General features: G+C 69.5%; 15 protein-coding genes. 6 read left to right on the top strand and 9 right to left on the bottom strand.

Annotated features, from left to right (window positions below; translation table 11 throughout):
- Positions 1 to 41: 41 nt before the first annotated feature.
- Together pbpC and H6717_13055 are read right to left on the bottom strand one after the other, a co-directional pair.
- Positions 42 to 2,441 (bottom strand): penicillin-binding protein 1C, encoded by a 2,400-nt coding sequence (gene pbpC / locus H6717_13050; protein MCB9577943.1) that lies wholly within the window; start codon positions 2,439 to 2,441, stop codon positions 42 to 44.
- On the bottom strand, positions 2,438 to 8,281 hold the full coding sequence (locus H6717_13055) for an Ig-like domain-containing protein (protein ID MCB9577944.1): 5,844 nt from the start codon (positions 8,279 to 8,281) through the stop codon (positions 2,438 to 2,440). Before H6717_13055 ends, pbpC begins: the two co-directional genes overlap by 4 nt.
- Between H6717_13055 and H6717_13060 the strand changes: the two genes are divergently transcribed.
- Positions 8,280 to 8,993 carry a hypothetical protein gene (locus H6717_13060; protein MCB9577945.1) on the top strand — a complete coding sequence of 238 codons (714 nt, stop codon included), beginning with the start codon at positions 8,280 to 8,282 and terminating at the stop codon, positions 8,991 to 8,993. The two genes, H6717_13055 and H6717_13060, sit on opposite strands and share 2 nt — an antisense overlap.
- A gap of 45 nt (positions 8,994 to 9,038) precedes the next feature.
- Here H6717_13060 and H6717_13065 read toward each other — a convergent pair whose 3' ends face one another.
- A complete protein-coding gene (locus H6717_13065) occupies positions 9,039 to 9,446 on the bottom strand; it encodes an acyl-CoA thioesterase (protein MCB9577946.1) in 408 nt (135 codons plus the stop codon).
- Between the two features lie 105 nt (positions 9,447 to 9,551).
- On the opposite strand from H6717_13065, the gene H6717_13070 reads away from it, so the two are divergent.
- On the top strand, positions 9,552 to 10,838 hold the full coding sequence (locus H6717_13070; GenBank protein MCB9577947.1) for a VWA domain-containing protein: 1,287 nt from the start codon (positions 9,552 to 9,554) through the stop codon (positions 10,836 to 10,838).
- A gap of 7 nt (positions 10,839 to 10,845) precedes the next feature.
- Here the strand turns inward: H6717_13070 and H6717_13075 are convergent, their stop codons facing one another.
- Genes H6717_13075 through rpsU form a run of 3 tightly spaced genes read right to left on the bottom strand, consistent with a single transcriptional unit; the run spans position 10,846 to position 13,606 of the window.
- The gene (locus tag H6717_13075; GenBank protein MCB9577948.1) at positions 10,846 to 12,150 is read right to left on the bottom strand and encodes a hypothetical protein; all 1,305 of its coding nucleotides are present in this window, start codon (positions 12,148 to 12,150) and stop codon (positions 10,846 to 10,848) included.
- A gap of 41 nt (positions 12,151 to 12,191) precedes the next feature.
- Positions 12,192 to 13,379, bottom strand: coding sequence for an aminotransferase class I/II-fold pyridoxal phosphate-dependent enzyme (locus tag H6717_13080; GenBank protein ID MCB9577949.1), 1,188 nt, complete (start codon positions 13,377 to 13,379; stop codon positions 12,192 to 12,194).
- Entirely contained in the window at positions 13,376 to 13,606 is a 231-nt protein-coding gene (rpsU, locus tag H6717_13085; GenBank protein ID MCB9577950.1) for a 30S ribosomal protein S21, read from the bottom strand. The genes H6717_13080 and rpsU overlap by 4 nt, the downstream gene beginning before the upstream one ends.
- A 99-nt stretch (positions 13,607 to 13,705) precedes the next feature.
- Here rpsU and H6717_13090 point away from each other — a divergent pair, with 99 nt between their 5' ends.
- Together H6717_13090 and H6717_13095 are read left to right on the top strand one after the other, a co-directional pair.
- Complete coding sequence (locus H6717_13090) at positions 13,706 to 14,059, top strand: DUF971 domain-containing protein (GenBank protein ID MCB9577951.1); 354 nt, start codon at positions 13,706 to 13,708, stop codon at positions 14,057 to 14,059.
- Complete coding sequence (locus H6717_13095; GenBank protein ID MCB9577952.1) at positions 14,056 to 15,030, top strand: glycosyltransferase family 4 protein; 975 nt, start codon at positions 14,056 to 14,058, stop codon at positions 15,028 to 15,030. Before H6717_13090 ends, H6717_13095 begins: the two co-directional genes overlap by 4 nt.
- A 341-nt stretch (positions 15,031 to 15,371) precedes the next feature.
- On the opposite strand, the gene H6717_13100 is transcribed toward H6717_13095, so the two are convergent.
- Both H6717_13100 and moaB read right to left on the bottom strand, forming a co-directional pair.
- A complete protein-coding gene (locus H6717_13100) occupies positions 15,372 to 15,692 on the bottom strand; it encodes a four helix bundle protein (protein MCB9577953.1) in 321 nt (106 codons plus the stop codon).
- A 1,196-nt stretch (positions 15,693 to 16,888) separates the two neighbouring features.
- Positions 16,889 to 17,410 carry a molybdenum cofactor biosynthesis protein B gene (gene moaB, locus H6717_13105; protein MCB9577954.1) on the bottom strand — a complete coding sequence of 174 codons (522 nt, stop codon included), beginning with the start codon at positions 17,408 to 17,410 and terminating at the stop codon, positions 16,889 to 16,891.
- Positions 17,411 to 17,493: 83 nt separating this feature from the next.
- On the opposite strand from moaB, the gene H6717_13110 reads away from it, so the two are divergent.
- Complete coding sequence (locus H6717_13110; GenBank protein MCB9577955.1) at positions 17,494 to 18,309, top strand: DUF4013 domain-containing protein; 816 nt, start codon at positions 17,494 to 17,496, stop codon at positions 18,307 to 18,309.
- On the top strand, positions 18,297 to 20,087 hold the full coding sequence (ggt, locus tag H6717_13115; protein MCB9577956.1) for a gamma-glutamyltransferase: 1,791 nt from the start codon (positions 18,297 to 18,299) through the stop codon (positions 20,085 to 20,087). The genes H6717_13110 and ggt overlap by 13 nt, the downstream gene beginning before the upstream one ends.
- 43 nt (positions 20,088 to 20,130) lie before the next feature.
- On the opposite strand, the gene H6717_13120 is transcribed toward ggt, so the two are convergent.
- A complete protein-coding gene (locus H6717_13120) occupies positions 20,131 to 21,012 on the bottom strand; it encodes an autotransporter domain-containing protein (GenBank protein MCB9577957.1) in 882 nt (293 codons plus the stop codon).
- Positions 21,013 to 21,069 lie beyond the last annotated feature (57 nt).

The raw sequence follows: 21,069 nt of genomic DNA on the forward strand, positions 1-21,069 counted from the left end.
ATGGAGCAGCAAGAGAGTTTTGTCGGGGCGCCGCGGAAACCTCAATCCACGACGAAGCTCACCGGCTCGCTGCGGCGTCCGTCGAGCGTCTCCACACGGACGCTGTGCTCGCCGCGGGTGAGCGGCCACACGGTGCGATACGGCGCGCCGACCACGGCGAGGCTTCGCCCGTCCACCACGAAGCGCACCGTGGAGCGTTCCGATGACACGCGGGCGGACAACACGATCGCCTGGGCGCGAGACGTGAGGCCGCCATCCAGCACGAAGCGCGCTCCGGCGTAGGGATAGGCCACGGCCACGTCGGACTCCACCGGCTTCGCCGCGGGGCAGCGCGGCGAAGCGTTCGTCGGAGCCAACGGCCGCCCAGCGGCGCGAGCCCAGGGCAAAAACCGCGCGGGGTAGCTCTCGAACACGCGCTCTTCGGCCCCGGCGCAGCTCCCGGCGGACAGCAGGCCGTCGCTTCGATCCACCCAGCGACGCACGTGGAAGCTGCAGCTCTCGTGGGGCTCGGTGCCGCGCACGAAGCGCTCGTGATGACGATGCGGACAGTTTGGTCCCGGTAGCATTCCGCTCAGCGGGCACACCGTGACGTCCACCAGACCCTCGCCATCCACCAGCGGCGCAGGCTCACGCCCGCGCATGGCCGCCACCATCACGTCGTGAAACAACGGACCCGCGCCGGTCACACCGCTGGTGTGCACCATCGGTGAGCCATCGAAGTTCCCGACCCACACCGCGACCGTCACCTCGTGGGTGAACCCGACGGTGAGGTTGTCCCGATAGCCCTTGCTGGTGCCGGTCTTCGCGGCCACGGCGAAGGGCAGCTCCAGCGCGTTGCCACGCCCGAAGGCGGCAGCCCGGGCGTGGGGATCCGAGAGCACGTCGCTGAGGAGCGCGGCGGTTTCCGGCCGCACCACGCGGCGCTCGTCACGTTTCTGCAGCTGCACGCTGCGACCGTCGGCGAACGTCGCACGGCTCACGTAGCGCAGCGGCACGAGCACGCCGCCCCGCGCCAGGGCGCTGTAGGCCCGCGCCAGATCCGCGAGCCGCACTTCGCCATCGCCCAGCGCAATGGCAGCGCCGTAGTGCTCTGCGCTCGCATCGAGGGAGTCGAGGCCGAAGCCGCGCAGCATGGACAGCACGCGCTCGGGACCGATGTCCGCCGCGGTGGCCACCGCGGGCACGTTCAGCGAGCTCGCCAGTGCCTCGCGCAGGCGCACCGGCCCGTGAAAGCGCCCATCGTAGTTGTTCGGCGCGTAGTCCCCTGCCGGCGTCGCCAGGTGCAGCTCCACGTCGGCGAGCAGCGTCGCCGCCGTCATCCCCCGCCGCTCCATGGCCGCCGCGTACAGGAAGGGCTTCAACGTGGAGCCCGGTTGCCGGAGCGCGTGTGTACCGTCGTTCTGCCCTTCGGCGGCGTCGTCGAAGAAGCTCGGCGAGCCGACGTAGGCGAGGACTTCCCCGCTGGCGTTGTCGACCACCAGCACCGCTGCGGCGCTCGCGTCGTGCTCCTTCATTCGCCGCACGGTCTCGTAGGTCAGCGTCTCGACCTCGTGCTGCAGTCGAGAATCCAGCGTGGTTCGTACCGACGAGAGCACACCCTGACGGGACAGCTCGGGCTCGAGCTTGCCTTGGGAAATCGCGCTCACCAGGTGCTCGGCGCCGCCCTCGGCAAAGCGGGGCTGCAGCCGCACCGGTTCCGCCTTGGCGCGCTCGGCCTCGTCTCGCGTCGCGAGGCCGGCGTCCACCATCCGCTCCAAGATGCGGTCCCGACGCCGCCGGACGCGTTCTGTGCCGCGCTCGGGATCGTAGAGCACGGGGCCGCGCACCATGGCCACCAGGGTGGCCGCCTCCGCCAGCCCCAAGCTGGACGCCGGCTTGTCGAAGTAGTGCCGACTCGCGGCCTCGATACCTCGCAGACCCGGGCCGAACTCCACCCGGCTCAGGTACTCCTCGAGGATACGGTCCTTGTCGAGGCTCCAGTCGATGCGAACCGCCAGCGCCATCTCGCGCAGCTTGCCGCCGAGGGTCCGCGGTCGGTCGAACGCCGTCCGCGCCAGCTGCTGCGTGATGGTGCTCGCCCCGCTCACGATGCGACGGTGCAAGAGGAGCTGTCCCGTCGCCCGCGCGATGGCAATCGGATCGATGCCCGGGTGGTAGCGAAAGCGGGCGTCCTCTGCCGCGATCAACGCGTTGGGCACCGCCGGCGGCAGCTCGGAAAGGTGCACCGGCAAGGCCCGCACGCCGTCCGCTGCCCGCAGCTGGCGGATCAGCCGACCGTCGCGGTCGAGCACCCGCACGCCCACGCTCCCCGCCTGCGGCGTCCGGACGAGGTCCGGCGGCAGCGGCGTCAGCGCCGCCGCCACCACGAGCCAGCTCACCGGTGCCACGAGCAGCGCCAGGAGCACGCGCAGGATGCGTCGCTTGCGCTCGGAGAGCCTCACTTCACCTCCACCGACAGCGCACCGGTGCGGCCGAAAACTTCCGGCGTGTACATCTCCTCGGCCTTGGCCGGCGGCAGCACGAAGCGCCCAGGCGTCGTGGCCCGCGCCAGGTAGCGGTAGTGGTACATGCCCGCAGGCATGTGATCGACGAAGAACAGCACGCGGTCGTCTCTGAGCTCGCGTCGGTACCAGCTGTCGAGGAACGCCGTCCCGTGCGCCAGCTCGTCGTCCTGCTCGTCGCACTCCCAGCACTGCTCGCTGCTCTCGGAGCCGGGTACGTTCAGCCACGCCGCCGTGGTCGACAACTGGGAGTTCACGGCTTCGAGGCCCGCGGGCAGCGGATCCTCCACCACCACGTACTGTCGCGGCGTGGGGGTCACGATCACCAGATCCGCCAGCACCAAGGAGCCCGCCGGGAAGCGCGTGGCGCCGACCTCCGGAATCGTCGACATCGCGTCCGGCAAGCCCTCCGGCGACACCGGCCGCAGCGTCTTCTGGATGTAGAACCCGCGATCCAGCGGCCGCGCCGGCAGCGTGCGCCGCGCGTAGCGCAGGCGAGCCTCGTAGAACAGCGTGCCCGCGCCTTCCTTCTGGAACACCAGCAGGCCGCCGCCGGAGCCCGCCACCTTGCCGGCGCCGATCACCTGGCGTTCGGCGAAGACCGAGCGGCCCTTCATAGTGGTGGAGAGCAGCTCCTTACCGGAGAGCCACACCTTGGCGTCGTAGTCGGGCACGACCTTCTCTTGAGCCTTGCGGTAGGCGTCCAAGGCGAGGAGCGCGAAAGCCGTCTCCTGAGTCGACCGCCAGGTGCCACCGCGACGCGACAGCAGCAGCCCCCGGGCGAGCTCCGCAGCCAGCGGGTGCGACGGTCGTGCCGCCACCAGCGCGCGCAACACGAGCGCGCTGCTCCGCGCCGGAGAGTCCATCAGCACGGCGTACTCGTCGCCGAGGTTCTCCTTCACGTAGGCGGCGTTGGCTTCGATGAACAGGCTGCCTTCCAGCTCCCTTACCAGCGGATCGATCAGCTCCGCCTTCTGTTTGCTGATGCTGAGGGCGTGCAGCAGCAGCGCCTGAGCGAACATCGGCAGCTCCTTGCGTCGCTCGAACAGCCGCCCCATGTAACCGACGTCGGGCGCCCCCGTCTCCGCCAGCACGTCCACCACGAAGGCCGCCGTCGACAGATACAACGGGTCGTCCCGAAGCCGCGCAAGGTAGCTCCGAACGTAGCTCGTGCCCCGCTCGAGTACCCGCGGCGGAACGACAGCCCCTCGACCCTTGGCCTGATGCAACGTCCACAAGGCGTAGGCACTGATCCAGGGCGAGCTCTCCGGAGAGTCCGGCCACATGCCGAACCCGCCATCGCCCTTCTGGCGCGCGACCAGCTCTGCCACGGTCTTTTCCACCACGCCGTCCACGTTCTTGGGCAACGGGATGGAGAAGTCCTTGGCCAGATCCCGGAGCGGCAAGAGCGGCATCAAGCGGCTCGAGAGCTGTTCGGTGCAGCCGTAGGGGTACTCCACCAGCTGATCCACGCCGCCCTCCAGACCGACCAACGCGCTGGAAGCGACGGTGAGCGTGAGATCGCCCACGTCCGTGCGCATGGCGCGCAGATCTCCGAGCTTCTCCCCGGCGGCCTTGTCCGTCTTGCCGTACAGCGCAACGGACTCCATCACCGTCGGCACGCTGACGCTGCGGCGCACCTCCACGGCGTCCCGCTGGCCACCGCCGCTGACCATGAACGAGAGCTTGGCGTCGCCCGACGTCTTGGCGCGCATCGGGAAGCGCACCTCGCGAGACTCGTCGCGCTCGAGCTGGATCGTCTGACTGCCGGGACCACCCAGCTCCAAGCCCGTCACGTTGGCGTTGACCGTGACCTCCGCCGGGCCGAAGTGCTTGGCGCTGACGACCACTCCCGCTTCGAAGGCGTCTCCCGTGCGCACGAAGCGCGGCAACGCGGGGCGTGCCATGAGCTTCTTGCTCGTCACCACCCGGGAATCGCCGAAGCCGTAGCGATCGTCCGTGGAAGTGGCGACGGCCATCAGGCGATAGGTGGTCAGGCTCTCGGGGATCTTGAAGGAGACCCGAGCCGTGCCGTCGGTACCGGTCACCAGCTTGGGGTTGAAGTACGCGCTCTGACGGAAGTCGCGACGCACCGAGCTGCCTTCCCCGCCGTCGCCGCCGTCGAGGCCCTTGTCCAGCCCCAAGGCGCTGCCGAGCTCTCCGAGGCCGAGCTTGGCGAGGGAATCGCGGGACTCCACGGTGGCCACCTGCAGCGGCCGCGGCGCGGTGAACACGGGCAACGGATCCGGCGTCTTGTAGCCGATGAGAGACAGCACGCCTTCGTCCACCGCGTACAGCGTGACCTCCGCGGACTTCGGCTTGCCGGCTGCGTCGCGCACGCGCACGCCCACGTTCACCGTCTGCCCCGGCCGAAGCTCGGTCTTGTCCGGCGTGACGTCCACCGTCAGCCGTCGCGCCTCGGGATCGATGGACAGCTCCGCGTAACCCACGCGGAAGTCCGGCGCCCCCACGTCGGCCTTGCCTCGCGCCGGAGCGCCGCCAGTCCGTCCGCGCACGAGGTGCACGGACACGAACGCGTTGGGCCGCAGCTCGTCCGTCACCGGAACCGTCACCGTGGGCGTGGGGCCGCTGAGCTTGACCCGCTTCGTGTGGTACACGCCGGCGCGCTCCACCGTGACCAACGCATCGGCATTGGGGAACGGGTTCTTGACCAGCACGCGGGCCTGATCCCCGACGTGGTACTCCTTCTTGTTCAGCGCCAGCTCGAGCTTCCGGCGATCGTCGTCCCGCCAGCTCGCGCCGCCCGCGCCGATGCCGAAGAACGACTGCGACGCGCTCACGGGGTTGCCACGCTCGTCCTTGCCCTTGGCGTGGAGGAAGAAGTAGCCGCCCTCCGGCACGGCGATGCTGCACGCCACCGGCTTTTGCCCCGTGACCACGTCACACCCTCCCATCACCGTGTCCACCGGCTTGCTCACGGAGTGCACCCGCCCGCCGCCGGCGTCCTGTCGAGCGACCGTCCAACGACGCCGCACCAGATCCACGTGGACCTTCTTGCCTGCGACGCGACCACCCTTGGGCGTGAGGGCCACGATGGAGGCCTTCACGTTCCCGGGGGCGTCCACGAAGTAATCCGGGAGGTCCTGCACGCCGAGGTAGAAGCTCGCAGGATGCACCAGCGCCGCGGTGCTGCCCGCCACCGTCTGCCGCGACACGTCCGTCACCTCGGCGTCCACGGTGACGATCTCGGTGTTTCGTTGTCCGGGCATCGCGAGATCCGCGGCCAGAGACAGCGTGCCCTTTTCGTCCAGGGTGCCGCGCTTGTCCTCCAGCATGGCGGAGCTCATGCTCTCGTCGTCGAGGTCCGCGTAGTAGACGTCGTCCCGGGTCGAGTAGCCCTCGCTGTCCGCGGGTGAGAACCAGGTCGAAGCCCGGGTGACGGTGGCCCGGGCGGCGGCCTTGGCCATCGGGGCTCCGAACAGGTAGTCGCCGTGCACCGTCCACTTCGCGCTCTGTCCGCGCACGTACTCCGGCCGATCGCTGTCGACGCCCACCTTGAACTCCACCGGGCGGTACTCCTGGACCTCGAAGTATTGGCCCATGGCCTGCTCCCCCAGCCCTTCCACTCGCAGCTGGTAGCTGCCCAGGGCGCCGCTCTTGGGCACCCGCACCTTGGCATCGAAGGTGCCGAAGCGGCTGGTCGTCAGCGCCTGCTTGCCCAGCGACTCACCGTCCGGGCTCTGCAGCGTGAGGGTCAGCCTCTTGCCGCTCGGGATGCCGTTGCCGGTCGCCGTTTCCATGCGAACGATGCCCTTCACCATCACCTGGTCGCCGGGGCGATAGATGCCCCGCTCGGTGAAGATCAGACCCAGGGCTCGCTCATCGCCGGAGAGATCCGTGGGCACGTCCAGGCGCCAGGGCGACAGGTAGTCGGACGCCATGCGATAGGCCCAATCGTCGCCGCTCTTGGCCACCAGCAGGGCGTCGCGATCCCCCGAGTCGTAGAAGCGAGGCGACAGCACGCTCTCGGGGATCTGCGCGATGCCGAGGTCGTCCGCCATCACCGTGGCGTCGGGCTTGCCGCGCCGAAGGACGCGCACCTCCGCCTTCGGCACCGGTGCTCCATTGGAGAGCCGCGTGACCCAGACCACGGACCCGTGGCGCGAGAGCTTCGCCGTGAGAGCGAGATCCGTCACCTGCACGACACGAACTTCGTGCTCCACCCGGGTTCGCTTCGTGTCCTTGCGCTGCTGGTAGCGCACGCCGATGGCCACGGCGCCCCGGTGCGTGGAGCCCAAGAGCTTGCCCGTGTCCACGGGTCGCGACACGAGACGATTCGTCGCCCCCTGTGGCTGGACCGTCCGTACGCCCGACTTCGCCAGGGCGTCGAACTGCTTCTCGGAGCTGGAGAGCGTACCGAGCTCCAACACCTCTTTGGGCGTCACGGCCCGCGAGACCAGCTCGTAGCTCTTGACGTTCACCGAGCCGACGGTGATCGGCCGCATCAATTTGGGCTCGAGCACGTCGCCCTCTACGCCGACCTCCACCGTGGGCCACAGGTCGTCGATGCGCTCCGTTTGGCTGAACGGCTTCGCCATGCGCTGGCCGTGATTGTCCACGATGGTCGGCGCGACGCTGATGGTGTAGCTCCGCCCCGGCTTGAAGGGGCCGACGAGATCCACGTAGGAGGTGAGGTCGTCGTCTTCGCGCCAGGAGTCCCAGCGCAGCGGCACCGGCGGCGACACGCGGATGGCCGCGCGAAGGCTCTTGATCTTGACCGGATTCGACAGGCTGAGACCGATGGATCCGCCTGGGGCGCAGTCCTTGTGGGGCGTGTCGCGATCGCACGACAGTCTGTCCACCACCAGGGGCCCATAGGTGTGAAAGCGGAGCTGGTAGGCGTTGTCCGCGGATAGCGGCCCTTCCTGACTGGTGAGCCCCTTTTCGATCTCGACGCGTATCTCGCTGTGGATCGGCAACGGCGACGTGGGCACGAGCTCGAGGAGCTTGGTCTTCTGAGGGTCCTTGTGGCGCACGGAGAAAGCGATGGGCGCCGACTGCACGCCACGCACCGCGGACACGTGCGTCACACGACGGAGCGCTTCGGGATCGATCGGCTGGTTGAAGCGAAGCTCCACCGTGGTCTTGGGCTCGAGCCCGTTGGCGCCATCCCAAGGCGAAGAGCGCACGACGCGAGGTCGCGGCGTGGTGAAGGCGAAGCGATACGGCTTGCCCAGCGGCGAACCGTCCAGCGCCTTCGTGGAGCCGGGCACCTCCACGGAGATGCGCGTCGCCCCCGGCAAGTGGCCCCCGGCCGCCACGAACACCAAGGCGCGCGTCCCGACCCATTGCCAGCGTCCGGGCACGTCCGGCGTGAGCTTCACCGGCGGCGGCGCTTCGTCGCCGGCCAGGGACAGCTCCCGCAGCGCTCGGCTGAACACGAGGCTGATCTCGCTGCCCGCCGACGCCTCCCCTTCGGGCCCTGAATACACCACACGAAATGGTCCGTCGCTCTTGCCTCGGGCGTCCTCCGCGCCCAGCCCCAAGGTGCCCTGGGGCGAGACCGCCGGCATGGTGCTGCCTCCACGAATGCAGGCGGACAGCGCGCCGAGCAGTACCAACGCGACCCATCGCAGACGTGCTCGCGGATTTCCTCGGGTTCGACTCAAGACAGACCTCCGCGCGGCAGTCAGCAATGGCCGTGCCGCGAGCGCAACACGCTGTATTTCGAGCGATGATCGCTGCTGTGTGGGCCGCTTGCCGCGCCCTGCGGGCCTCCGGCCACAACGGTCGGCCTGTGCTATTCCACCCGACGGCATGCGCCCGCTCCGGATCTGGCTGTTCGCGCTGACCCTGACGGGGTCAGCCCTCGCCCAGCCGAGCGCGCGCTTCGACGACGTGCCCGCCACCCCTCCGCCGCCCAAGCAGCTCCCGAAGCCACCGGCGCACCACGAGTCGTGGGCCACCTCCGCCGCGCGCGAGCTCACCTCCCGCGCCGAGGCCCGCTGGCGGGTGGGCGACACGGGCAACGCCCTGCGCCTGTACACCGAAGCCGTGCGCATGGATCCCGGCTTCGGCCCGGCGTACTTGGGCCTGGGTACGCTACGAGAGGCCGTCGGCGATCTGAACGAAGCGCTCCGCGTCTACACCTTGGCCACGCGCGTGCGGGACGGCCGCGCGCTGGCCTTCGAACGGCGCGCGCTGCTCGAGAAGAAGCTCAACAACGAGCGGCAGGCCTTCGACGACCTGCAGGTCGCGGTCGATCTCGCCCCCGACGACATCTCCCGTCGCGAGCGGCTCGGTCGTTGGTACGTGGAGGGCCGAGCCTGGGGCGCCGCGCTGGCCGTGTGGCGCGGCGTGGTGGCCGAGCTCGAGAAGCGCTCCGACGCCGGCGCGGAGCTCGCCCGCGCTCGCGTGCAGGTGCGCGCTCTCACGCTGCTGGCTGCGGACGTGGACCCCGTCACGGGTCCCGGCTCGCGGGAGAGCTGGGTCCGCGCGAGCCTGTCGTCCATCGCCCAGCGCAGCTTCTGATCTTTTCGTTTGGATGTTGGTGCGGCGCGATGCCCGTCGCGCACGTCACTCCAAGTGCGTCTCGGCCACGGCGCGCACGTCCTTTGGCATCTCGGTGCTCTTCACTTGCGTCAGGTCCGTGCTCACCACGGTGTGCCGCACCTCCGCGGCCAGCACGCCGTCGCTCTCGCGAAGAAAGCGATAGCGGAGCTCCAGGCTGCGATTGCCGAGGCGCGCCACGGAAGCCTCCACCGCCACGGTGTCGCCGAAGCGCACCGGTGCGGAGAACTCGCTCTCCACTCGCACCGCGGGCAGGCCGATACGGCGAACGCCGATGAGCCCCGAGTACCCGCCCTCCAACGTGGCGAACAGCTGCTCCATGGCTTCGTGGGCCCAGGTCAGGAAGTGCGGAAAGAACACCAGTCCCGCAGCGTCGACCTCATGAAAATGCACCTGCCGGCGGTACGTGATCATCGCGCGGATCCTACCTGAGTCTGCGACCTGAACCCACACGGCAGCACACGCGTCGGGCTCGCGCAGCGCTTGCGCAAAGTTCCGTTTTGCTCGACACTTTCCACCATGCGCAGAGCTTTGTTGAGTGTGGCTTGCTTGGCTATCGCGGGATCGTTCTTCTACGGCTGCGGATCGTCGGGCAGCAGCGGGGGCGGCGGCGGCTCGAGCGCGGGCGGGGGCGCCGCGGGGGCGAACACCGGCGGCAGCGGCAACGCTTCCGGCAGCGGCGGCGCGTCCGGCGGCAACACCGGCGGCGCGGGGAACGCCGCGGGAGCCGGCGGCAGCGGCAACTCCGCGGGCACCGGGGGCGGGACCGGCGGCATCGAGGATGCCGGCATTCCGGACGTCACCTTCACCTACGACGGCCCCGTCGGCAGCGATGGCGGAGTGACGCAAGACTCGGCCTGCGCGGCCACCACGGCGCAAGCGGAACCGGTGGCCCTCGACATGTACATCATGCTCGACCAATCCGGCAGCATGGCGCCCGACTGCAACATCGGCGACACCACGGCGTCGAAGTGGTGCTACGCGATCAACGCGCTGAACGGCTTCTTCAACGCGCCGAGCTCCGTCGGCATGGGCGTCGCGCTGCAGTACTTCCCCATCACGGGGTATTCCTGCTCCACCAACGGCGGCACCTGCGCGACCCCGGCGGTGCCGCTCTCGATCCTTCCGAACAACATCACGGCGTTCCAGAACAGCCTCAACGCCCAGCCCGCCAGCGGCAGCAATACGCCCACGGAAGCAGGCATTCGCGGTCTCGTCGACTACACCGGCAAGAACGTGCAACCCGGTCGCGTGATGATCGGCGTGCTGATCACGGACGGCGCGCCCAACGGCTGCAACAGCGGCGCCGCGTACCTCGGCGGCTTGGTCCAAGCCCACTACAACGCCACCGGCATCCGCACCTTCGTGATCGGCATGACCGGCGCGACGTTCTCCACCCTGGAAACCATCGCCACCGCCGGCGGTGCCCAGGCCCACACGAACTACTGCAGCGGGGCCGGGCCCTGCCACTACTACAACGTGGGCAACGGCGATCCGCTGGCCTTCATCGCTGCGCTTCAGGCCATTCAGCAGTCCGCCATCGGCTGTCAGTACAACGTGCCCAAGGCCGAAGGCGGCGTGGTGGATCCGGACAAGGTCAACGTGCAGTACACGCCGGGCGGTGGCGGCGCGCCGCAGCCCATCACCAAGGTCTCGGATCAGGGTCAGTGCGGTCCGAGCGGCGGCTGGTACTACGACAACAACCTTTCGCCCACGACCATCAACCTGTGTGCCTCCACCTGCACCGCGGTGCAGAGCGACTCGCAGGCGAAGATCGACATCCTGCTCGGCTGCCTCGGCTCCTGAGCCGCGGCTACTCGGTGCGCCAGCTCGCGCCGGCGTCGTCCGAGAACAACAGCGAGTACGTCTGGCTCGGCTTGGGCGCGCCGCCGTACAGCAGCACGCGCTGGCCGACCACCAAGAGGCGGTCCGGGATCGGCACGTCCACCCGCACCTCGGAGTGCGCGGCGCGGTCGAAGGCCACGCTGTAGGGCGTCCAGGTACGGCCGTCGTCCCGCGACGACGTGACCCGCACGACGTCGTGCATGGGTACCGCCACGATGGTCACGCCGTCGAGGCGCGCCACGTCGAGGGGAAAGCGGGGCCGCGCCGTCGGTCCCCCGAACGTCGGCAGCGGCACGGTGCGGCAGCCGCTGCGGAACTTGCAGATGCGCAGCGCGACCTCGGGGCTCGACTCCACCTTCAGCGCCGCAGCCACCGCACGGTCGTCACAGCCCACGCCCACGATCTGCGCCTGGGCCTTGGCCAGTGGCGTGTGGCTCGGCGGGCCGTCGGGACCCTCGAAGCCGACCATCACGGTCTTGCCGTCGTCGTCGAGAGCGAAGGTGTAGGTGTGCTCACCCTCGGAGCAGCGCCCGGCAAAGCCGGCGGCGCCGCTCAGCGGCGCGGGGGACCAATTGATTCCGCCGTCCGCGCTCTTGTACACGCTCAGGTTCGCCCCGGCGCCCACGGCCAGCATCAGCGGGCCGCTCTCGGACTTCTGCACGGAGCGGTACCAAGCGCGCCACGCCGGTAGTCCGCGTCCGACGTTGGGGCGCGGCAGCTCCACCGGGTGCACCGCCTCGTGTGCACCGAGCGACGGCCGCACCAGGCGCGTGTAGCCCCCGCGAATGAACGGCCATGCTTCCTTGGCCATCAGCGCCAAGGGGCGCGTCGTCACCCGCAGGTCGTCCAGAGAGGCTTCGTTTCTTCCGCCTGCGGCGGCGCGATCCGCGGCCGCGCCGCCGTACTCCACGAAGCTCCACGCCGGCGTGCGATGCGCCTGCTCCACCTCGGAGGACCCGGTGAGCTCCCGCGCCGCCTTGGCGCAGTCGGAGAACGGCCGCTCTGCGGCGGGCGTCGAGATCAGCCGCCGTCGAACCAACACGCGGAACTCGCTGGGGTTGTCCCGGAGCAGCGAGGGTCCGGTGGGGCCCACCATGCACAGCGCGTAGTCCGCCAGCGCCGTCGCTCGAGAATGCAGCGTCCAGGCAGCGATGGCTCGCGGGTAGAGCCAGTAGCCCGTACCGAAGACCAGAGCCACGAGGAGCAGGGTTCGGATGCGAACCGGCGGCTTCGGCAGCTCGCGCGGCTCCACTTGGGCAGAGGCGACGGACATGGGCCCCGACCGTACCGATGTGTCGGTAACTGGCCCAGATTTCAGCTCGCGAGAGCGGCTTCCAGGTCGGCGAGGAGGTCGTCCGCGTCCTCGATGCCCACGCTGAGGCGAATCAGCCCGTCCCCGATGCCGGCGGCCCGCCGCACGTCCGCGGGAACGCTGGCAGCGGTGGTGGACGCCGGATGGGTGATCAGCGAGCGCACGTCCCCCAGGCTCACGGCGTGGCTGATGAGCTGGACTCGGTCCAGGACCCGGCGGCCGGCGTCCACGCCGCCGGTCAGCTCGAAGGACAACAGGCTGCCGAAGGCGCGCATCTGTCGCCGAGCCACGTCGTGCCCGGGATGGCTCTCGAGCCCCGGGTAGTGCACGCGGGCTACTCCGGAACGATGGCTCAGCGCGTCGGCGATGCGCGCGGCCGACGCGCAAGCCCGCTCTTGTCGCAAGGCAAAGGTGCTGAGGCCGCGGGCGACCAGAAACGCGTTGAAGGGAGACAGCACGCTGCCGAAGCTCTTGAGCGTGAGCTCGCGCACCCGGGCCACGCGCTCGGCGCTGCCCACGACCACGCCGCCGATGGCGTCCCCATGTCCGCCCAGCGCCTTGGTGAGGGAGTGGACGACGAGATCCACTCCCAGCGCCAGCGGCGTCTGGCAGTAGGGCGTCGCGAAGGTGTTGTCCGCCACCACCAGCGCGCCGCGCTCGCGGGCGAGAGCGACCACGGCTTCGATGTCGGTGATCGCGAGGTTCGGGTTCGCGGGCGTCTCGACGTACAGCACGCGCGTCTCGGGACGACACGCGCTGCGGTAGGCCGCCACGCTGGTGGCATCGACGAAGGTCGTCTCGATGCCGAGCTCTGGTAGCCGCTCCCGGAGTAGGCGCGCCGTCTCGCCATAACAAGCCAAGGGAGCCACCACGTGGTCCCCTGCTTTGGCCAGCGACAGGATCGCGCCGGACACCGCTGCCATCCCGCTGGCAGTGGCAGCGCCGGCTTCTGCTTCTTCGAGGGCGGCGACGCGCGCCTCGAGCTCACTGACGGTGGGGTTCCCCCAACGGCCGTAGATCAGGTGCTCGTTCTCGCCGCGAAAGGCGGCGGCAGCGACCTCCGCCGACTCGAAGGCGAAGGCGCTGGAGAGGACCAGCGGACAATCCAGAGCGCCGGACGCGTCACGACGCTCAGACGCATGAACGCTGAGCGTCGACAGACCGGGCTTCTTGCGAGCCACTCGGCTCAGGGCGCCTGATCGGTCTTTTGGCGCTTGCGGCGGCGACGAGCGGCCTCGCTCATCTTCTTGCGCCGCTTCACGGACGGCTTCATGTAGTGCCGGCGGCGCTTGAGCTCACGGAGGATGCCCTCCGCCGCCATCTTGCGCTTGAGGTGCTTGATGGCCCGCTCGATGCCCTTGTCTCCGACCTGGACCTCGAGAGGCTTACACTGAACTGCTTCGCTGGGATTGCTCACGGGGGGGCTGGATATGACAGAGCAGACCGCGCCTGGCAAGCCCGTTTCTCGGCCCCCGCTTTACAGCGCCCTCGGCCGCCCCCATTGTACCCGCGGCAGATGGCTCCGGACCCTCGCACCCAGCTCACCGCCGTGCGCGCCCCCCACGGCGCCAAAGACGTCACCCTCACCTTTGGTGACGGTCGCAACTACACGTATCCCAACGGTATTTTGCGAGGCTATTGCCCCTGCGCGGGGTGCCAGGGGCATGGCGGGGCGATCGTGTTCCAAGCCGGCAACAACGAGGAGCTGCGGGATATCACCCAGGTCGGCAACTACGCCCTGGGCCTGACCTGGGGCGACAGTCATTCGAGCGGCATCTACTCCTTCCGCTACCTCCGGACCCTGGGCGAGCTGCTCGAGGAGCACGGCACCGACGGCCTGCGAGAGCTGGGCGAATTGCCCCGCAAATGAAGGTCGCCATCGTCTCCACATCGTTTCCCTCGTCGCCGGAGGATCCGGCGGGGCATTTCGTGGAGGCGGAGGCACTGGAGCTCGCGGAGGAAGGTCACGACGTGACCGTGATCTGTCCTCAGGGTGTTGGTCCGCCGCGGTCACACCGCGGTCCCCTCACCCTGATCGAGCTGCCCGACGCGGGGGCCTTCGGTTGGCCCGGCGCCGTGGCGCGCCTTCGCGAGCGTCCCCTGCGCACGCTGGGCGCCACGCGCTTCGTCCTCGAGGCCCGGCGCGTGCTCGCAGATCTCTCGGGGATCGATCGCATCGTGGCCCACTGGCTCGTCCCCGCGGGTTGGCCCATTGCCATCGCGGGCAGCGCTCCCATCGAGGTCGTAGTGCACGGCACGGACGCGCGGCTCTTGTGCCGAGCGCCGGCGGCGTTTCGCGAGCACGTGCTGGCGTCGCTGATCCGCCGCAAGGCGACGTTCCGCTTCGTCTCACGAGAGCTGCTGCACGTGCTCGACGCGCACACGACCTTCGACCTCGCGCGCCACAGTCGCGTCGAGCCCTGCGCCCTGAGCCTCGACGGCGCTCCGACCCACGACCAAGCCCGCTTCGAGCTGGGGCTCGAAGCCCACGAGCGTGTGCTGGTGATCGCCGCCCGGCTGGTGGGCGACAAGCGCGTGGACGTCGCCCTGAGCGCGGCAACCCTGGTGCCCGATGCCCGTGTCATCGTCCTGGGCGACGGCCCGGAGCACGAGCGCCTGGCCGAAGCCTTCCCCGGCGCCGAGCTCCTCGGCCGTCTGCCTCGCTCCGCGGCCCTCACCTGGCTCGCCGCTGCGGACGTCGTGCTCAGCGCCTCGCGTCTGGAAGGCGCGCCCAGCGTGATCCGCGAAGCCCGCGCTCTGGGCACTCCCGTCGTGGCCACCCCCGCCGGCGATCTCTCCGGCTGGGCCGAAACCGACCCCGACCTCTGGCTCGTCCGTTAACCGCTCAGCAACTCACAACGCGCCCGCCGCGTCGTGGATTGCGTAGTCGTAGCTCAGCCGCGCGTGGGCACCAGCCTCCGAACGCGACAGCTCTCGTCGCCCCCGCTCCCGCCCCCTGCTCCCGCTCCCGCTCCCGCTCCTGCTCCTGCTCCTGCTCCTGCTCCCGCTCCTGCCCCTGCTCCCTGCTCCCTCCTGCTCCCGCTCCTGCTCCCGCTCCTGCTCCCTCCCGCTCCCGCTCCCGCTCCCGCTCCCGCTCCCGCTCCCGCTCCCGCTCCCGCTCCCGCGTTTGAGCGGGGCGCACCTCGACGGCGCGCCCCGCACGGTCGCCCCTTGGCAGCCGTTCATCTCGCATCGTCGCGCGCCCGAGAGTGCGCAAGACGATGCAACGTGCCGATGATCTTCTGCGAGCGATCCTCGAAGCCAGGCTCCAGCGGCGGCAGGTACCGAAGCCGGACGCTGACCTCGAGCGCCGCGTAGCTTTCGCGCATCTCGCCCAGCGCAATGGTGTACTTGGCGCTCTTGTTGCGGCCGCGCGCATCCATGCCTTCGGCGGTGTTGAGCACGACCGAGCGCGATGCCCGCCGAAGCTGCCGCGCGAGATCGGGATCGTGTCGTTCGATGCGCGGGATGAGCCTTGCGAGCTCTTCGAGCCAGTCCAGCATGTCCGAGTAGATTCTGAGCATTGCTCTCTCCGGGTTCTCCGCCCGCGCCCGCTGCGCGAGGGGTGTCCCACCCTCACCGGCGAGTCGCAGGCGGGGTCCAGGCTGGCTGCGTCAGCAGCCACCGGCGAAGCCGGCTTGGCCTGGACGCCGCCGAGCACGCCGGCCTGTCCACGCCGCGCCTCGAAGCGACGCGAACATTCAGCACAACGCGCCGAACCACACTGTTCCCCGGCGTCCCTGCCCCCCGCCCGAGCTCCCGCTCCGCTCCCCCCTTGCGTTTGAGCCCCACCTCGTCCGCCCCTTGCGCGCCTCCTGAGAATCGACGCGATGACATTCATCTTCGCACGAACGCGCCATCCAGCGGCGGCGCGAACACGTCCGAGTAGATTCTGCGCATCTGCCCAGCGCAATGGTGTACTGGCGCGTTCTTGTTGCCCGCGCCATCACTGCGCGAGGCGGTGTCCCGACCCTCATGCCGGCGAGTCGCAGGCGGGGTCGTTCGATGCGCGGGATGGCAGGCTGGCTGCGTTCAGCCAGTCCAGCATGCCACCTGGCATTGCTCTCTCCGCTTCTCCGCCCGCCCCACTGCGCGACGCCGCCGAGTCGCGCCGGTGGCTGCGTCAGCAGCCACCGGCGAGCGGCTTGGCCTGGACGCCGCCTGTCCAATCGCCCGCGCCTCGAAGCGACGACGCGGACATCCACCTCGCACAACGCGCCATCCAACCACGCGAACACGTCCGAGTAGATTCTGAGCATTGTGCTCTCCGGGTTCTCCGCCCGCGCCACTGCGCGAGGGTCCCACCCTCACCGGCGTGTCCCTCCCCGGTAGGCTCGGACAGCCCTGAGCGAAGCCCCCTGTCCAATCGCCCGCGCCTCGAAGCGACGCGAACATCCACCTCGCACAAAGCGCCGTTCCCCAGCGCCCCCCCCGAGCATTGTGCCCCCCGCTCGCGCATGAGCCACAGCGCGGATCCCTTCTCCGCCAACATCCTGAGCAGCCAGTACCACGTGTACCTGCTGCAAGCGCGTGGCGTCGTCTCCCGCGGCGGCGCGGCGTTCTGAGCCTGTTCCGCGCCTACCTACCGCCCGCATCCGCATCCGCGGTTCGCACCCGCATCCGCATCCGCACCCGCATCCGCCCCCGCAACGACGCGACGGGCATCGCGCCGTCCCAACCCCAAAACAAAAATCGACGTTCAGCCGGCGACTACCCTCGGCAAGAGCTCGGCAAAACTGCACGGCTCCGTGCGAGCGTCGAGCTGCGGCAAGATGATCTTGTCGAGGCCGAGCCGCACGGCCTTGGTGGAGCCGGGCAACGTGAACACCAAGGTCGTCTTGCACAGCGCGGCTTCGGCCCGGGACTGAATGGTGGACGCGCCGATGTCCGCATACGAGAGGTAGCGGAACAGCTCGCCAAATCCGGGGATCGGCTTGGTGACGAGGGGCGCAAGCGCTTCCGGCGTCACGTCCCGCGCGGTGATGCCGGTACCTCCCGTTGCGATCACGACCGCGATGTTCGGATCTTCGATCCACTCCACGAGCTGCGCGCGGAGCTTGTCGACGTCGTCGGGGAGCAACGCGCGACTGGCCACGACGTGCCCCGCCCCTTCGAGCGCTTCCACCAAGGTGCCACCGCTGGTGTCCGTCTCCAGCGTCCGAGTGTCACTGACGGTGAGAACGGCGATGCTGAGCGGGATGAACGTGCGGTCCGACGGCATGGGGGTCACATTAGAGCAGGCCAGGACGCAGGCAACCGATTTCCCGAGCGGCCGGAGGTGGCGGATTTGCTACCATCGCGCCGATGCAACCTCCCTGGCAGGCCGAGGCTCCGGCCCAAGACGTAGGGTATGCCCCAGGCCCTGGCTCGAGCCGCGGCGTCAGCGTGATCGACGCCGTCAAGGCGGTGTTCGAGGACCCGGAGTGGAAGCACAACGTGATGTTCGCGGTGATCTTCATGGTCATCCCGATCGCCGGCCCCATCGCCATGGCCGGCTGGTTTTGCGAGGCCCAGCAGCGCCTGGTGCGACGTCACCCCCAGCCCATCCCGTACATCGACTTCTCGGATTTCGGTGAGTACCTCCGGCGCGGGCTGACGGTGTTCCTGGTGCAGATCGTGATGACCATCCCGGTGCTGATCATCGTGTATGGCTTCATCGCCCTGGCGGCCGTTGGCACCGCCGGCGTGATCGCCGCCACGGACGAGCCCGCCATCGGCATCGCCGTCGGCGGCCTGCTCGGCTTGATCGCCTTGATGGTGATGCTCGGCGTCAGCGCCTTCGTAAACGCCGCCCAAACCCGCGCGGAGCTCACGGAGAATTTCAGCGAAGCCCTGAGCATGGGCAAGGTGTTCGCCTACGGCAAGGCCACCTTCTGGCGGGTGATGATCAAGAACTTCGCGTTCATGTTCGTGGCCGTGGGCATCGTGCTCTTGGGCATGATGCTCTGCTACGTCGGCATCTACCCCGCGGCGATCGTGCTGCAGATCGCAGCGATGCGGCTGCGCTTCATGATCTACGACGATTACCTCGCCCGCGGCGGCGAGCCGATCCCCGTGAAGCCGGCGCAGCTCTTGCCGTCGGAAGCTCGAGCCCAGGCGCAGGGGGCGTGGGCGGGCTGAAGCGCGGGCTCTTCGTCGTCGCCGCCCTCGCCGCTGCGTGCACGCGCTCGGCCAGCGGCCACGGTGAAGCCACACCGCCGCCGTCGAGCGCGCCGCCGGTCACGGCCTCGGCGCCGCCTTCGGCGTCGCTCACTCCTCCCGCACCGAAGCCACCGCTGCCCGTCGTGCATGGCGGCGGCAACACGGTGCGCTCCGAGCGCGGCGTCGTGGTCAGCGTGGAAAGCCAAGCCACCCGCGCCGGCGTGCGCATCTTGGAAGCGGGCGGCAACGCCGTGGACGCCGCCGTGGCCGTGGCCTACGCCCTGGCCGTCACCCACCCCAGCGCCGGCAACATCGGCGGCGGCGGCTTCATGTTGGTTCACCGCGTGGGCCAGCCCACCGTCGCCATCGACTTCCGAGAGACCGCGCCCGAAGCGCTCACGCGAGAGCGCTTCGATCAGATGATCGCCCACGATGCCATCGGTCCCGACGCCGCCGGCATTCCGGGCACCGTCGCCGGCCTCGAGCTGGCTCACGATCGCTTCGGGAAGCTCTCGCGCGAGGACGTCCTCGCCCCCGCCATCGAGCTGGCGGAGAAGGGCCACCGCATCGGCCACCGCGAGGGCCTCACCATTCGCTGGAGCTGGCCATCGATTAAAAGGAACCCTCCGCTCCGGGCGGTGTTCGGCGACGGCAAAGATCCGAAGAAAGCGGGCACGCGCCTGCGCCGCCCCGATCTGGCCAAGACGCTGCGCCGCATCGCGGAGCAGGGTCGCGACGGCTTCTATCAGGGCGAGACCGCCAAGAGGCTCATCGCCGGCCTGGGCAAGAACGCCCTGTGGCACGCGTCGGACCTCTCGGAGTACCGCGCCATCGAGCGCACGCCGCTGCGCTTTTCGTACCGCGGTCTCACGGTGGAGACGATGCCGCCGCCCTCCGCCGGAGGCCCCACGCTGGCCATGATCCTGAGCCAGCGCGCCGCTCTGAAAGCCTGGCAGAACGCCCGCGGCTCCGCCCTCGATCTGCATCTGTTCCTGGAGGCCAGCCGGCGCGCGCAGGCCGCGCGGCGCTTCGCCGTGGTGGATCCCGAACGCCTTCCGCCGGGCGAGCTCGCGCGCCGTATCGCCCTGTGGGAGAACGGCGCCGCGCTCCTCTCAGCGCACCCGATCGATCCAGAGCACGCCACGCCCTCCTCGGAGATCGATCCACGCTTCGCCGCCGCCATGCGCGAGCTCGAGCACACCACGCACCTGTCGGTGGTGGACGCAGACGGCAACGCCGTCAGCCTCACCACCACGCTCTCCGCGGGCTTCGGCGCCAAGATCATGCCCGCCGGCACCGGCGTGGTGCTCAACAATTCCGTCGCCTCCTTCGGCACCGCGGGCGACAACCTCCCCAAGGGCGGCGCCCGCACCGTGAGCTCCATGGCGCCCACGCTCCTGTTCCGCGACCAAGAGCTCGTCGCGGTGCTCGGCTCCCCCGGTGGCGACACCATTCCCAGCACCGTCGCCCAGGTGCTCATGAACTTGGTGGACGCCGGCATGACGCTCGACCGCGCCGTGAACGCCCCCCGCGTGCACCACGGTTTCGTTCCCGACGAAGCGCGCTACGAGCGCCAACGCCCGCCGCCCAAGGCGGTGCTCGACGACCTCGTGCGCCGCGGTCACACCCTCAGCAAGAAACGCATCCCGATGGGCGACGCCAACGACATCGTCCTCGCCGACGGCGCTGCCTTTGGCTACGCCGACCCGCGAGAAGGCGGCCTGGCCCTCGGCCCTTCGGAAACGAAGACTCCCTGAGCCTCGAGGCTCATCTGGATGTCGGGGCGGCGCGAGCCCGCTCTCAGTGCAGCGTGCCGGCGATGGAAAGCGTCGGAATGTAGACCTTGTCTTCTTCGTCCGGACCGCTGCCCGAGTACTTGAGGCTGGCGTAGAGGAAGCGAAACTCGGGGCCGATGCTCCATTGATCGGAGATCCAGAAGTCGTACCCCAGACCGATGCCGAAGGCAGGCCCCGTGGCGCTCTCGCTCTGGTAGGTGGTCCCGCCAGAGTCGTATTGGGAATTGCCCGAGGCGTATCCGACGTAGCCTTGGAGGTAGAACCCGCTCGTCGGATCGAAGTAGTACTGAATGAAGGGACCCACGGAGCTCACGTTCACGGTGGTGTTGCTCGTGCTCCGGCTCACGCCGTTGATCTCCACGTCCGGTTCGGCAAACGCGTGCCCGAGCAGCATGCCACCGATCACGAGCCCCGGCGCCGGAGTCCCGCCGATCGCGAGCTGAAACACGGCACCGTTGCCCTTGATCTTTTCATCTTGGTTGGTTTCCGTGAGCGTCGACTCGAGATTCAGGTGCGCGTATCCGAGGGCGAGGCGCAGATAGAACCCATCGTGCTCGTGCACGCCCTCCGGAGGCGGAGGCGGTGGCGCCGGGGGCGGCGCGTAGTACGCCGGCTGCTGCGGAGGAGGATAGGCGCCGGGCTGCGCCGGATAACCGGGCTGCGCCGGATAACCGGGCTGCGCCGGATAGCCGGGCTGCGCCGTCCCCGCGGGCGGCGGCGGTGGCGGCGGTGGCGGCGGGACCGGCGGCGGAGCGGCCTCCGGAGGAGCTGCAGAGGGAGCGGCCGTTGGCTCGGCAGGCGCAGGCTCGCCTTGCGCGCTTGCTGCCGAAGTGATCGTCAACGTCACGCCGATGCCCAGCAACGAAACCAAACCTAGCTTGCGCATCTGAACCGCCTTTGAGACGGGAGGCTCTCCCGAATCCGCTCCGGGGGTCAATGACGA

The sequence above is a fragment of the Polyangiaceae bacterium genome, from assembly GCA_020633235.1.
Classification (GTDB): Bacteria; Myxococcota_A; Polyangia; order Polyangiales; family Polyangiaceae; genus JACKEA01.